Source organism: Pseudoalteromonas sp. SWN166, assembly GCF_015864485.1.
In the GTDB taxonomy this organism is placed as follows: Bacteria; Pseudomonadota; Gammaproteobacteria; order Enterobacterales; family Alteromonadaceae; genus Pseudoalteromonas.
On the sequence record NZ_JADYXB010000017.1, the window covers coordinates 1 to 14,520 of the forward strand.

General features: G+C 38.8%; 11 protein-coding genes. All 11 read right to left on the reverse strand.

Annotation, left to right across the window (positions count from 1 at the left end; genetic code table 11):
* Positions 1 to 235 precede the first annotated feature (235 nt).
* Positions 236 to 2,125, reverse strand: coding sequence for a putative bifunctional diguanylate cyclase/phosphodiesterase (locus tag I6F49_RS11645; protein ID WP_231615086.1), 1,890 nt, complete (start codon positions 2,123 to 2,125; stop codon positions 236 to 238).
* Between the two features lie 327 nt (positions 2,126 to 2,452).
* Positions 2,453 to 3,592 carry an aspartate-semialdehyde dehydrogenase gene (gene asd / locus I6F49_RS11650; RefSeq protein ID WP_197180594.1) on the reverse strand — a complete coding sequence of 380 codons (1,140 nt, stop codon included), beginning with the start codon at positions 3,590 to 3,592 and terminating at the stop codon, positions 2,453 to 2,455.
* Positions 3,593 to 3,801: 209 nt separating this feature from the next.
* Positions 3,802 to 6,519, reverse strand: coding sequence for a TonB-dependent receptor plug domain-containing protein (locus I6F49_RS11655; protein ID WP_197180596.1), 2,718 nt, complete (start codon positions 6,517 to 6,519; stop codon positions 3,802 to 3,804).
* 97 nt (positions 6,520 to 6,616) lie between these two features.
* Positions 6,617 to 8,218, reverse strand: coding sequence for a hypothetical protein (locus I6F49_RS11660; RefSeq protein ID WP_197180598.1), 1,602 nt, complete (start codon positions 8,216 to 8,218; stop codon positions 6,617 to 6,619).
* Positions 8,219 to 8,515: 297 nt separating this feature from the next.
* Complete coding sequence (locus tag I6F49_RS11665; protein ID WP_197180672.1) at positions 8,516 to 9,844, reverse strand: tetratricopeptide repeat protein; 1,329 nt, start codon at positions 9,842 to 9,844, stop codon at positions 8,516 to 8,518.
* 69 nt (positions 9,845 to 9,913) lie between these two features.
* Entirely contained in the window at positions 9,914 to 10,519 is a 606-nt protein-coding gene (locus I6F49_RS11670) for an energy transducer TonB (RefSeq protein ID WP_197180674.1), read from the reverse strand.
* A gap of 12 nt (positions 10,520 to 10,531) precedes the next feature.
* Positions 10,532 to 10,945, reverse strand: a complete 414-nt coding sequence (locus I6F49_RS11675; RefSeq protein WP_004334764.1) for an ExbD/TolR family protein — start codon at positions 10,943 to 10,945, stop codon at positions 10,532 to 10,534.
* Between the two features lie 53 nt (positions 10,946 to 10,998).
* Entirely contained in the window at positions 10,999 to 11,526 is a 528-nt protein-coding gene (locus tag I6F49_RS11680; RefSeq protein WP_024593980.1) for a MotA/TolQ/ExbB proton channel family protein, read from the reverse strand.
* Positions 11,527 to 11,529: 3 nt separating this feature from the next.
* Complete coding sequence (locus tag I6F49_RS11685) at positions 11,530 to 12,897, reverse strand: MotA/TolQ/ExbB proton channel family protein (RefSeq protein ID WP_197180600.1); 1,368 nt, start codon at positions 12,895 to 12,897, stop codon at positions 11,530 to 11,532.
* A 10-nt stretch (positions 12,898 to 12,907) separates the two neighbouring features.
* Complete coding sequence (locus I6F49_RS11690; RefSeq protein ID WP_008169959.1) at positions 12,908 to 13,660, reverse strand: DUF3450 domain-containing protein; 753 nt, start codon at positions 13,658 to 13,660, stop codon at positions 12,908 to 12,910.
* Between the two features lie 241 nt (positions 13,661 to 13,901).
* Positions 13,902 to 14,516 (reverse strand): DsbA family protein, encoded by a 615-nt coding sequence (locus I6F49_RS11695; protein WP_197180602.1) that lies wholly within the window; start codon positions 14,514 to 14,516, stop codon positions 13,902 to 13,904.
* Positions 14,517 to 14,520 lie beyond the last annotated feature (4 nt).

Here is a 14,520-nt window from a genome sequence, read left to right on the forward strand (position 1 = left end):
GTAAGACCTTTACCAGCTTGAAGTTCAGCTAATGCTTTGTTGAAATCGAAAGATTGAGTCATGTGTCACTCCTGTTTTCTTAATAATACTGAAATGACACAGATTTCTAAACACTACCGTTATGGCTTACAATTTATCTAAAACTAGCTTAAATCTGGTATTTCAAATAGAACATTACTGCACAATCTTAATTTATGCAGCAATGCTTAATTGAATATATAGTGGATACGTATCTTTAGTTTATCAGTGCTAATGCTTTATCAAACCTAACCGGTTTACTGAATATAAAGCCTTGGTATTTATCAATTTGTAAACTTTGTAATAACGTTAACTGAGCTGTGTTTTCTACGCCCTCCGCTATTACTTGGCAACCAATCATGTGCGACATGTTAGTTACCGCAGATACAATACTTTTATCTTTTGAGCATTCACAAATATTATCAATGTAAGATTTATCTATTTTAATATAATCAACTGATAGCTCTTTTAAAACTGATATAGAAGAAAAACCAGTACCAAAGTCATCTATTGAAATACGTACACCGGTATTTTTTATGGCCGTAATCACTTTTGACAAATACGGTAAATTTTTAATCATCACTGTTTCTGTTATTTCTAAATGGACATTGTATGGTTTAACTGCGTATCTATTTAAAAGCCCAACCAAAAATTCTAAAAAGTTATGGTTTTCTAGTTGCAACACCGACACATTAATAGACAGTCCAATATTACTATTTACCGCATTTAACTTACTTAGGCTCGCAATAGCTTGCTCAAGTACAAACTCACCTAATATATTAATTTTTCCATATCGCTCAGCAATATCTATAAATTCTGAAGGCGGAATAAATTCATCATTAAATTGCCAACGAAGTAGTACTTCAAACGTTGTTATTTCATTTGTAGTTATATCAACAATAGGTTGATAACACAGATGAAAGTCACCTTTATCTACGCATTCTTTAATAGAGCTACGAAGTACTTCTTCTCTTTTAAGCGATTCGTGCATCCGCTCGTCAAATACCGATATTTCGTTACGGCTTTTCTTACCTTCATACATAGCCACATCAGCATATTTAATCGCGTCTTCAAGAACAAAATTTTCGCGCGTAAAATACAGCCCAACCTTAAAAGAGGGATTTACTTGATAGCTATCCATACTCACTGTTTTCGTTAAAGTTTTAACTAATCTAAAAACACAGTCAAAAAGCTCGTCTTCGGTGTTACTACGAGAATAAAAAATAAACTCATCCCCTCCCCACCTACACGCAATAAAGTCGCCTTGGGTTTGTGTTTCAACTAATCGTTTACCTGTTTGGGCTAATACAAAGTCACCAAAATCATGACCATATTTATCGTTGATGATTTTAAAATCATCCATATCTAAAAATAAAACAGCTTTAATATCATCACTTTGATTGGCTAAATCAAGTTCAACATTAGAAACAAAACTTCCCCTGTTAAACAATTTAGTTAGATTGTCTTTTTGCTCTAAAAGGATTATTTGTTCAGTACGAACTTGCACTTCATTTTCTAAGTTTTCAATGAATTGATCTAACTTAAGTTCATTATTAATAGATGACTTTACATCTTTTGCACTGCGTATAGCCGTTACAAAACATAATATAAACCATAAAACGAGTCCTAAAACACCCAATACATTTTCATCTTCTATTGGCTGCAAAAGTAATAAAATACTAAATGGAACCAACAAGCAGGTTATGTACGACAGTGATGAGCGAATATCAGAGGCTAAAACATTAACACCGCCACCAGCTAGGGAGCTAAAAACAACCAGAGAGACAAATTTCTCTTGTATTCCCATGTTTTCATAAAACAAAATAGGAAAAGCAGCCCACGTTAAAGCTGTTAATAATAAACCTATAAAATACAGATGATATTTAAAAGGGTGAGCTTTGTTAACAAATACATGACTAACTATTCGAAGTAACGAAATAAGCGTTAGCGTAAAAAACCAGTAAAGTTTTTCTTGAGAGGCACTGTGATTAATACTGCTAAAAATAAGAAAACAAGAAACAACCGTATTTATAGCGATTGCAGAGATAAAATAAGAGCTAACAAATGCTAACCGCTTATTGGCAAAATTATTTATGTGAGAAGTCATTAATGTTACTTGAACAGGCTGTTGCACAGTGTAAACAGTTTACTTAAGTTCAATAATAAACAACAGTAAACATTCATAAATAAGTATTGTTTAAGTCTTCATTACTCATAAAACCAAAAAGGGTTAGCAATTTGCCAACCCTTTTTGTTAATACTGATTATATATTATACCAACTCGCTTAATTAAGTGATCTATTTTGAGGGAAGAAAATCGTGTCGATAACAAGGCAAAAATTTCATTATTTAGTTGTTCTATATCAGAAATTTTTAACGTAGTTAGCGTCAGATTTAACCCCTCAAATTGATCAAGTATTATTGCGAATTGGTATTACTCACCATCAACAATTATGCGTAACATACGACGAAGTGGCTCTGCCGCTCCCCATAAAAGCTGATCGCCTACTGTAAATGCGCTAATGTATTTTGGACCCATCGCTAATTTACGAATACGCCCAACAGGAATGCTTAAAGTGCCTGTTACTTTAACGGGTGTTAAGTCTGTTGAGCTAATTTCGCGCTCGTTTGGAATAACCTTAACCCACTCGTTGTGAGACGCTAAAATTTCTTCAATTTTTTCTACGCTTATATCTTCACGTAATTTAATGGTCATCGCTTGTGAATGGCAACGCATAGCGCCAATACGCACACATAAACCGTCAATAGGTACTGGTTGCTTTGAAGAACCTAAAATTTTATTGGCTTCTACTTGCGCTTTCCATTCTTCTTTAGATTGGCCGCTTGCCATAGGCACGTCAATCCACGGAATTAAGCTACCCGCTAGTGGCACACCAAATTGATCTTGTGGTAAATCACTCGACGCCATTGTTTCGCTTACTATTTTATCAATTTCTAAAATAGCAGAGCTTGGGTTATCTAGTTTATCTGCAACACTTGCATGAATAGCGCCCATTTGTGCAATAAGCTCTTTCATATTTCGTGCACCGGCGCCCGACGCTGCTTGGTAAGTCATTGGGCTTACCCATTCAATTAGGTCTTGCTCAAATAAACCGCCTAATGCAAGTAGCATTAGCGATACTGTACAGTTACCGCCCACAAATGTTTTAACGCCTTGCGCTAAGCCTTGTTCAATTACATCTTTGTTTACAGGATCAAGCACTATTATGCTGTCCTCACTCATACGCAGTGCTGAAGCTGCATCAATCCAGTAACCATCCCAACCCGACTCTCGAAGCTTAGGGTAAACCGCATTGGTGTAATCACCGCCTTGGCAAGTAACAATAATATCCATTTTAGCAAGTTCGCTAACGTCACTTGCATCTAGTAATGGTTTTGCGTCGCCTGCTATATCTGGGCCTAGTTGACCCGCTTGTGAGGTGGTGAAAAAGGTGGTGTCGATAAGTGCAAAATCACTTTGCTGCTGCATACGTTCTAATAACACAGAGCCAACCATGCCTCGCCAACCGACTAATCCTACTTTTTTCATTGTTTGTTCCACTGTTTGATTCATAAAAGATGCCTTAATACATTAAAAATTAAATTCATTGCGTGAGATTTAATTTTCATTAACGTCAAAATAACACCACCAGCACCCTAAAACTAGTGAATAAAGTAGAACTCAAATTTTTTTCATAGTCATAAAAAAACCCTGTATTAAATACAGGGTTAGCGGTGGATTTATTCACCTCTTACGAGGAAGTATTACATTAAAGTAAACGCTTAAAACTCGTAGCTGTAACTTAAGTCAAAGGTAACACCCTGCTCTTTAGATCGAACAATAATATCTGATTGTGTGACTTCTTGGTCTTCATCTAATAAGTTTTTAACTTTAAATTTAACCTTAGAGTTAAAGTCAGGATAAAAAGTATAAACTAAATCAAGTGAATGAAATGGCTGCTCGTAGGCATCATCACGATTAGCCACACCAGCTGCTAATATACGCTCACCAAATACGTTATAAACAAGTGAGCTACTGTGCATACCATCAAGTGAATCGTAATTAAGTTGTAAGTTAACTACGTATTGAGAGTGACCTGTCATACGCTTTTTAGGATTGGTTAACGTGCCAGCAAGTGCAGGATCGATAGACGCCTCAGAATCACTTATTGTAATGTTACCACTGGTAAATAAACCTTCTGCAGCAAACGTTAGGTCCTGAAGCCATTCAGCCTCAATACCGTAAACCTCGGCAGTTTCACCATTAATAAATGACGCAGAGTAATCTTCATCACCAATATTTAGTACAGTTTCGATAGGCGCTGTTATGTCTTTATAAAAGGCAGCTACACTAAATGAATTACCCGCTTGCCCGTAATACTCATAACGTAAGTCATAGTTTTTAATGGGACTACTTTTTATACCTGTACGGCCAAATGTTCTGATATCAGTTAACGGGTCATAATAAGTTACCGGTACAACTTCACGAAAGTCAGGTCGAACAACCGTTTCGCCATAACCTAAACGAATTTGATAATCGTCACTGCCTACGTAAGTAACTGACAATGCAGGATACCAATCATCTGTGACAATAGAACCCGCTTCAATTCTTTCAGGATCGTAAAAAGTATTTAAATCTTGCTGATCAAAAATAAGGCTCGATGTACCAATGGATGTTTGCTTAAATTCTTCATAACGAATACCACCACTGACTCTTATCCATTGATCGTAAAAAACATCAAATGACGCATAACCGGCATCAACTTTTTGAGCGGCAATGTAATCGTCGGCATCAGGCGCTGTAGGCTCATTAAAATCAACTAAAATGGCGTTATTATTAATGAAGTCGTCAGTTAAAAAGCCACTGTTATTAAGTGGATCAGCACTTCCATCATTAATTGAAATACCCGAGCCACCACTGTTATTAATAGCAAAACTTGAGGTATTAAATAGTCGCGCCCTATCAGAAAAATCGTAACCAAACTTAAACTCAACTTCCATCGCGTCAAAAGACAGTGGTAATGTAAAGTTACCGCCGTAGGACTTAACGCGCTCTTGCATATTTGTGTACGACATAATTACGCGGTTATCATCGCCGGTTATAGTAGAACCGGCATAGCTGCCATCGTTATTATAACTATCACGAAATTCAAAATCCGCACTGGTAGGAATATCTGTCGTTGCTTTAGCTTCAGTGTATTGCCAATCAGCGCCTATTCCCATGTAATCTAAAAAGGTATGTTGACCAATAAATTGAGTAATATTTAACTGGCGCTCTTCGTAATTAAACGCATGGTTACGATTTGCAACGCCATCGCCTGCAATACTAAACGTAGAGCTACCTGCAGGGCTTTGCGAAATAGCAATTTCTGATTCGTCTTCATTATCGATAATATAAAGCTGTTGAGCTGAAATACTATGTGTACCAAGCCTATAAGAAAGGCTAAGCGATCCGTTATAACTTTGCGTCTCAGTGGTTACCTGTGAATTTTTGACTGTGTTGTAGCACGAGTTAGATACATCATCTGCGGTGGCAAGCGATGTTGTACAATCAATTGAACCATCCTGGTTTTTAAGATCTTGAGTGATTACAGAGCTAAAACGCTCTTCAAAATCCCACTCATTTTTATATGCACCAGCCAGTAAAAAGCCAAATTTCCCGCCAAAGTAAGACTCTTCAAAGCTATCGCCATAATGCGCTTTAACATTATAACGAGGGTCTAACGACTCATCTTTTAGCTCATACCCACGTGGCAGTGACTTTAACAATGTATTGTTAATCGCTGTTGCTTGCTCAGCGCGGGTTTGCTCACCATCAACAAAACCTTCACGACTTACTATATTGCCAATACCAAAGTTACCACGGTATTGTGATATCGCATTGTTTAAAGCCTCTGGAATGCCCTCTTCATTACGATTATACGTAAATCCATCGCCTGATGCTGTATCGTATCCTACGCCTACTTCAAATCCTGCTGTAAATTCACTTGGCGCTGTTTTAGTTCTTATATCAATATTACCGCCACCAAACGCAGCGGGCATATCTGGCGAATACGCTTTTTGAACAGCCATACTCTCAATAATACTGGCAGGAAATATATCTAGTGGGATTACATTACGTGTTAAATCAGGGCTTGGAATATAAGCCCCATTTAATCGAGCACTTGAATAACGCTCGCCTAAACCGCGTACGTAAATAAACTTACCATCTACTAACGTCAAGCCTGTTACTCGCCTAAGTGCAGATGCAGCATCACTATCACCAGTACGCGCTAATTGTTCAGAACCTAAAATATCGGCAACAAACGCTTGGTTTTTACGCTCTTCAACAACAGCGGCTGCGCTGCCTTGTAAGCGCGTACCTACAGCAACAACTTCTTCTATTTCTTGTGAATTAGTAAACTGTTCATCCGATTGGGCGGCAATAAGGCTTGTAGACTGTGCAGCTAAGCCTAAGCCAATTGCCCAAGTAATTTGATTGAGTCTATGTTTTTTAGACATGAGAAAATCCTAATCAGGTTATACAAAAGAGGCGCCTTACGCTTAATATACAAGCCACAAGGCGCCTTTAATTAGAGGTTATAAATGCAGTACTTAGTTAGTCAGCATTGGCTGCTGTAACAGCTGCTTGAACCCATTTATACCAGCTAGAATCTGTATCCTGATCCGATACTGCACCAATGTAGTTAACGTTTTCAAAGAATGAATCTGTTGCACTTAAATCAGTGGCCGTAACCGTTACTTCGCTAGCTGCTGTGTTAGTTGCAAAACCATTATCAGCAAGAAGCACTACGTCATCCGTTAGAATTTGATTAGCACCGCTATTTTCGAACCATGCTGTTTTGGTTTGACCTTCTAATGGTCCACTTGCAAAGGTATCTGTATCAGTAAAGTTTGCAGAGCACGCCATTACAGAACTTGTAAATGAAATTTTGTCAGCTTGCTTTTCGCCGTCACCAGAGAATTGAATACACTGTGTATTTGTCGCGTTTTTCTTAATAATAACGGCGTTGTAAATACTTGAATTGAACTGATCATCAAACTTGTATGCTTGTGAAGGGTCATCATCGCGCACAGAGTTGCCATCAGTCGTAATTACAGTGACGTTTGCAACAGTTGGGTTAGAAGGAGAAACTTGCTCAGAAGATGCACCTTTAACGCCATCAGATTCAAAGCCATTGTTACCCATGTTTACAACTGTGCCGTCGTTTAACGTTACAGTACCGTGCTGGATAAATAGGTATTGAGCTTTACCCTGCCAACCAGCATCAAAGTCAAATGAATCATCTTGCGTATCTGTTACTGCAACATGTTTAAGCGTTGTAGCACCACCAAAAATTTCGATACCATCATCAAAACCTTGGTGAATATGTAAATAATCAAACTCAGAACCAGAACCTACAGCATTAAGTGTTAAAGAGTTTAAATCATCGCCTTCACCACCAACGCGTGGACCCGAACCCGCGTACCAAATTTTAGCCCATTTAATATTGCCACTAGAATCTGCATTATTGTTACCACCAAAGTAACTTGTAATACCTTCTGAAGCGACGTTACATGTTGCGCCACCGCGCTCTGCATCGGTACATTGGTCAGTAATGCCGTTACCATTAATAATAATACCGCCCCAGTCAGCGTAACGTGCACCTTCGCCAGCGGTATCAAAACGGTCAAACGCATTCGCTGATGTAAATACAACGGGTTTATCTTGCGTACCTACTGCTTGAATTTTTGCACCGCGTGCAACGCGTAAGATAGCTTCACCTGAACCAAAAGCTAACACCGCACCCGGCTCAACGGTCATCGTTGGACCATTCGCTGGAATTTCAAAACCATCAACCGTGCTGCCGTCTTCGCCAATTTGTAGGGCATCATCAAAAACGTGAACACCGCCGCCTGGCAATTCTTTAAACGTAATGTTATTTGTAATAGAAATTGTTTTGCTAGCAAATGAGTCGTTATATAAACAGTCAATTCCGCTAACGACACCCGTAACCATACCTGCATCTGATTCATAGCTTGCACATTCAGCGTCTTCATCAGCCGTTGAACCCGCTGTATTATTTGAATTATTAACACTGTTATCTGTTGTAGAGCTGTTATCGTTTACAGTAGGTGTAATTTCGATATCGCCGCCACAGCCAGCTAGAGTCATTGCAGTTGCTACTAGGCTGACCTTGAATAAATCAGATAATTTCATTGTTCACTCCGTTAAAGTATTTAATTATTTTGTTAGCGTATTAAGTAAAAACTTAAGTCGCTTTAAAGCACGATACTCATGCATTAAGGTGACTTGAGTTATCGAATGCAGCTAAGATACTGTAGTGATATGACAAAGTAGTTACAGTTTAATAACCGTAAGATGACAATGTTAACTTTCATAAAATCAATTAGTTACTTTTAAAAACAACAAAAAAACCGCCATGAGGCGGTTTGGTATTGCGATTATGAAATGGCTTTATAATTCCTACTTATACGTGGCAGGAATTAGTAAAATTTACAGCAAGGCTGTTCTAAGTGTTTCGGCATGCACTTTTTCGCGCTTTACATATTTAATCCATTGCTGCGCTAAACGCTGTGATTTTTTATGTTTTTCGGCTTGTTCGAACGCTAAAATAGAGGCATCAAAATTTTGTAAATTGTACTGCGCCATACCCAGTGCAACAAATGCATTTGATTCAAAATCAAGTGAACCTTTATTAAGTGCTTTACGCGCTGCATCGGCCGCTTCCTCGTATTGCTCGGTGTTAACATACACTTCAGCTAGGCGTTGGTCATACTTACCACTGGGTGATAAATCGGCAGCTTTTACAAAGTATTTTATTGATTTTTCGTCTTCTTTTGCTTGGATCATCGCCTCTGCTACAAAGGCATAATTTTTAGCATTTTGCTCTGCAATCCCTTTTTCAATCGCATCGCTCATAACGTCTGCAGCTTTAAACGCTAAGCCGTTATATAAATACACTTGTGCTAATTGGCGTAAATCAGATTTAGAGGTTAAAAATCCTTGCTGATAAGCGGCTTCTATTACGGCAAGTTGTTGCTTTTCTTGTCCTGTTTCGCCATACATACCCGATAACTGTACCCAATACTCAGGCTTGTTATAAAGCTTTACCATGCGCTCCAGTACAGCAACTACTTTAGCTGTTTTATTAAGTGAGTAGTACATGGCACGTTGTAGCACTAACCAATTCTCTTTAGGCGCTTTGCCTTCATTATCGCTCAGTGCAATAACCTGAGATATATACTCAAGCCCTTTCTCATAATCTTTTAACTGATAATAAGTTTGGGCTCTTAACAAGTAATAAGCTTCTGTTTTAGGCTTAGTGTTAATAGTGTCCCAGTCATCTAAAAATGCGATAACTTTAGTGTAATCACTATTAGCCATAGCCAGTTGCGCCAAACTAAAAGTAGTACTTAAACGTAGCGACTCCGGAATGGCTTCCTCTGCGACCACCTTTTCAAACGAAGCTATCGCTTTTGGTAAATCGTTTTCGTTGTAATAAATAAAGCCATAAAAGTTATGCATCATCGCAACTTCATATGAGTTCATGCTTGAAGCTCGCTCTTGTATAGAATCAAGCGCTTCAAGGCCTGCTTTAACATCGCCATCGTCAGCCAGTTTTTGTGCACGAGCAAGCTGGCTGTAAACCTTTTCGCGAAGCGCTGGCACACGTTTAGTTTTTTGTTCTGGCTCTGCATATACACTTGCCAAATTAACGCCAGGTAACATATTTAGAGCACTTGGAGTTACAATGCTTGTACTTACTGCAGCAGTACAAAATAGTGTAACTTTCAAAATTTTAGTTGTTGGGTTTAATTTCATAACTGATTTAATAAATGGTTTCATAATCGCCTCGCATTTCTGTCCGTTTACTCGTGGTTAATTACTAAATTAACCGCTAATTTGGAAAGATATTTTGTTCTGAACACCCGCTACTTCAACGGCTTCACCGCTTACTACACGTGGTTTATATTTAAATTTAAGTGCTGCATCCATGGCCGCTCTGTCAAAGAGTGACTCAGGCTCTGCTTTAATCACTTGCGGGTCGCGTACAGTGCCTTGTTTAGTTACTATGAATTCAACAATAACGTAGCCTTCTATGCCACGAGATAACGCACGGCGCGGATAAACAGGGGCCACTTTTACTATCGGTAAATATTCACCGTCACTTGTTTCAAGTGCTAACCCTCCGGCTAAATTTACATCTGCATCTACATTGGCAGCAAAATCAAAGTTATTAGCATTTGCTGTCGCATCGTTACTTTGCATTTGCGGCGACTCCATAGGCGGTGGCGGCTCTTTTGGTGTTGGTGGTTTTTGAGGTTTACGCTCTTTTTTTTGTACGGTTTCTTCTTTTTTCAAACGAACAAAATCAAGTACATTACCCTTTACCGGATCCGTCATAGCCCCTTCACCGCCAGTAATAAGTGCCTGCATGCCTAAAAACAACATAAAGGTCACTACACTGGCTATCACTAATGCAACTAAATATCGCAACATAACTAGCCCTTACGACGCATCTTGTGCGGCAATTGATACATCAAATGCGCCTGCCGCGCGCGAGGCATCCATCACCTTTATTAACATTTCGGTAGTCGCTTTTTTATCCGCTTGAATAACAACGCTACCTTGTGGATTTTCTGCTTTTAAACGCTCGATATTCGCTTGTACTGCACGTACATCAATTTGGCGTTTATTAATCCAAATCTCGCCTGTATCAGAAATAGCCACTAAAATATTTGCACGCTCTTTTTTAACCGCTGTTGCGGCTTCTGGGCGATTTACATCAATACCCGCTTCTTTAACAAAAGAGGCAGTGACAATAAAGAAAATAAGCATAATAAATACAACGTCTAGCATTGGAGTCATGTTTATTTCTTCAGCTTCGTCTTCTTGAAATAGGTTTCCTAACGGTGCTCTCATTTTTATTCTCCTAGGATAAGCGGCTTTATAGAAGCCGCTTATCAAAATTTTGCTTAATGGTCTAAAACCATGCTGTCTTGTAGTAGTTCTACTTCGCGCTTAGCTTTTCGTTGTAAATACGTTGAGGCAAATACCCCAGATAACGCACCTACCATGCCTGCCATTGTCGGGATAGTTGCTTTAGATACCCCTGATGCCATTGAACGGGCACTCCCTGTGCCGGTAATTGCCATTACATCAAACACTTCTATCATGCCCGTTACAGTGCCTAACAAACCAAGTAGTGGGCACAAGGCAACCATCACATTAATCAAAGAAAGATTGGTGTTTAAGCGCATACCTGCTCGCGATATCATCGCTTCGCGTATTTGCTCTGCGTTCCAACTATTACGTTCTGCACGGTTAATCCAATCGGTTTTCACACCCTGTTTATAGCTTCTAAAACCGTTGAAAAAGTAAATAAATCGCTCGAGTATCAATAACCACATCGCGAAGATTAACACCCCGATGACCAAGAGAACCTGGCCACCAGTGTCGAGAAAATCACGGATAGCATTGATTGAATCAATCAATAGCACCATGGTTTATGCTCCCTTCTCGCTACGCTCTGCGATAATACCGGCGCTCTGCTCTTGAATAGTTAACAAAATATTTTTAGCGCGCGTATTAAGTAAGGTGTATAAAAATACCGTTGGTATTGCGACCACTAAGCCGAGTACCGTTGTTACTAGTGCTTGAGAAATACCGCCAGCCATAAGCTTAGGATCCCCAGTACCAAATAAGGTGATTGCTTGAAATGTATTGATCATGCCGGTTACCGTACCTAATAAACCTAACAGCGGTGCAACAACAGAGATGATTTTAATAAGTGTTAAATTACGCGTCACTTTTGGCATTTCACGTAAAATAGCTTCACTTAGTTTAAGCTCAAGTGTGTCGTGTGAAACACTTGGGAATTGATCTTTTACTTTCATCACACGTCCAAGCGGATTGTCATCACGTGCAACACTATCTTTAAGTTGACGACGAATTTTACCGCCCATAATCAATAATGAGAAAAAACGCTCAAGTGATATAAGAAGTGCAATAACACCCACGCCTAAAATTACATAACCAACAGTCCCACCTTGATGAACACGCTCTTGTGTATCAGGTGCTTGAACTAATAAACCAAGTATTGAGCCGCCTGTTGGGTCAAGTGCAAATTGCACTACACCGCTTTTAGTGTTTTGTAGCTCTTCTGCTGTTGCTGTAAAGCGCGATACAGGTTGGCGTGTTAACTCACTCAAAGAATTAGTCGATGGATTAAATTCTAAGTATTTGCCGTTTGATATAAGGTTGAATGCACCCACTCGAACCACTTCTTGCTGTGCTTTAGTGCCACCTTCAACAATAACGCTTGCGTTAAAGCGGCTTACCTTGCCTTGCTCGGTCATTTCACGTTGTAGTTCAAACCATACTTTTTCAATATCTTCTATTGAAGCAAGTTTTGACGTTGAACCCATTTTTTGAGCAAGTTCATCCATAAACGTACTGCGGCCGTCTATTTGAGCCGACACAATCGATGTCGCAAATTTATTACTAGAATCACCCGCTACTTGCTGTAACACACCAAATAACTCTTTTAGCGAGCCCATACGTTTAGAAAGCGTGTCTGTTAGGTTAGCTAGTTTTACTTCGTTTTCTTCAAACTGTGTTTCTAAACGCTCAGATTCCACCAGCATTTGATTACGCTTAGCTTGGGTATTTTTAAGCATTTGTACTTGTTCGTTTTGACGAGCAGCAAACTCTTGTTCACGTTGCTTGTTTTGCTCGCTTTGTGCTGATTTACCATTTTCGAGCGTTTTAAGTAATGAATCTAGGTTCATTGGCTCTGCCGCTACACTTGCGCCAGTAATGCTTAGGCTTGCAGCAAAAAGAGCTATTTTTGTCATTTGAGTAAACAATTTCATTTTCAACCTCTTATTCTGCTGCATGTACTGGCAGAGTTAACATATCTGGGGCTAGTTGCTTACGCGCAATACGTAAGCCTTTATTTATTTGGCTTATTGTAGAATCTGGTAATGCTTCGAATGATTTTGTATCTGCATTCCAACTACCGGCTTTTTTACCATCACGTGTTAAATAAATAAGCTCTAAACGGCCAATGCGTAAAAAGTCGACTTCACGCTCTTTATCATCCACATTTAAAAGTGCGGTATAAGCTTCGATAGTACGTCCGTAGTCAACTTCAACTTGGTAGGCTTCAAGCACACGGCGAAATTTTTCGCTTGAGTTGATATCTGCACGATTCATCATTTCATTTAAAGACGTAACGCGCTTAGTGCGCTCATCAGCTAAAAATGGAATATCTAAAGATACAAACTGCTCAAGGCCTTCAATCATTCTAAGCATTAGCGGCGTAATTTGACGTTCAATAATAGAAACCTGATCCATAGACAGGTTTAAAGATTCCATCTCTTCTACTTGATTATTTAACTGTTTAGTTAGCTGAGCGTTGTAAACAGCTAAACCATCAATTTCTTTATTGAGGGTTTTAAATTGCTGTAAACGTCCTTGCATTGAATCTGCAATCTTGTCTATTTTTGTTTGTGATTGCGCAGCTGATTTATTAATTTCACTGCTTTTATCAATAACCTTATCTAAATCATTTGCGTGTACTGCTGCACTTGCGGCCACAATACCAGCTAAGATTAATGGTTTAACGCCTTTCATCGCATACACCTTTACTCGTTAGTTAGCGGATTTGCTAGTTTGTTTTTTAAAGCAATAAATTAAGTTCTATAAATAATTTATGACTTTAGAATTTCAATGAGCAGGAGTTTATAGATGAAACATGACAAGGATGTTGCGCAAAAAAGTCGCTTTTATGACAGTGGTAATAATTAAGACTTACGAGGGGATTTTTAAGATGATAAGAGCATTTGTTAACCAAATGCCCTATAAACAGGCTGGGTTATTTTAAAATTGAATTAATTTGATTAAGGGAATAGTGCCAATCGGTGTAATTTATTTCAATTGGGTATGCTTTATTATCTTTTATTAGCAAGAGTGAGGGAAAACCTTGAATAGGTAATGTACGAACAAATGATAACTCTGCTTTGAGTTCCTCATTAAGCTCGCTTGACGTTAGCTGCGCGGTAAACTCATTTTTATCTAAGCCAATCTTTTCAGCCAAACTAATTAATGTACTTTCATCTGACGGGTTCTGCGCGTTTAGGTAATAAGCATGTTGAATAGCAGCAACCATGTCGGCTTCTTTATCCGCTTTACGTGCTATAAGTGCAGCTCTACAGGCGGGATACGTTGAACGCCTTGGCTGGCAATTACGCCAAAAGTCATAATTAAATTGCGTACCTAACTGCGCTGAAATTTTATGCCAAGTACCCTCAAGCATCTCTTTCATATTTTGCGGCATTGGGTCTTGGCTATCAGGTGCTAATCCACCCACTTTATATTCAATTGCTACTTTACCAGCAAGCTCTGATTTTAGCTTAAGCCATGTTGGTGAGTAACCCCAACACCAGCTACACATTGGGTCATGAACATAAATTAATTTACTTTGAGACATATTA

Excerpts from the sequence above, each read along its gene's own strand:
- I6F49_RS11645 (WP_231615086.1), bottom strand. The coding sequence starts at position 2,125 with ATGACTTCTCACATAAATAATTTTGCCAATAAGCGGTTAGCATTTGTT.
- asd (WP_197180594.1), bottom strand. The coding sequence starts at position 3,592 with ATGAATCAAACAGTGGAACAAACAATGAAAAAAGTAGGATTAGTCGGT.
- I6F49_RS11655 (WP_197180596.1), bottom strand. The coding sequence starts at position 6,519 with ATGTCTAAAAAACATAGACTCAATCAAATTACTTGGGCAATTGGCTTA.
- I6F49_RS11660 (WP_197180598.1), bottom strand. The coding sequence starts at position 8,218 with ATGAAATTATCTGATTTATTCAAGGTCAGCCTAGTAGCAACTGCAATG.
- I6F49_RS11665 (WP_197180672.1), bottom strand. The coding sequence starts at position 9,844 with ATGAAATTAAACCCAACAACTAAAATTTTGAAAGTTACACTATTTTGT.
- I6F49_RS11675 (WP_004334764.1), bottom strand. The coding sequence starts at position 10,945 with ATGAGAGCACCGTTAGGAAACCTATTTCAAGAAGACGAAGCTGAAGAA.
- I6F49_RS11680 (WP_024593980.1), bottom strand. The coding sequence starts at position 11,526 with ATGGTGCTATTGATTGATTCAATCAATGCTATCCGTGATTTTCTCGAC.
- I6F49_RS11685 (WP_197180600.1), bottom strand. The coding sequence starts at position 12,897 with ATGAAATTGTTTACTCAAATGACAAAAATAGCTCTTTTTGCTGCAAGC.
- I6F49_RS11690 (WP_008169959.1), bottom strand. The coding sequence starts at position 13,660 with ATGAAAGGCGTTAAACCATTAATCTTAGCTGGTATTGTGGCCGCAAGT.
- I6F49_RS11695 (WP_197180602.1), bottom strand. The coding sequence starts at position 14,516 with ATGTCTCAAAGTAAATTAATTTATGTTCATGACCCAATGTGTAGCTGG.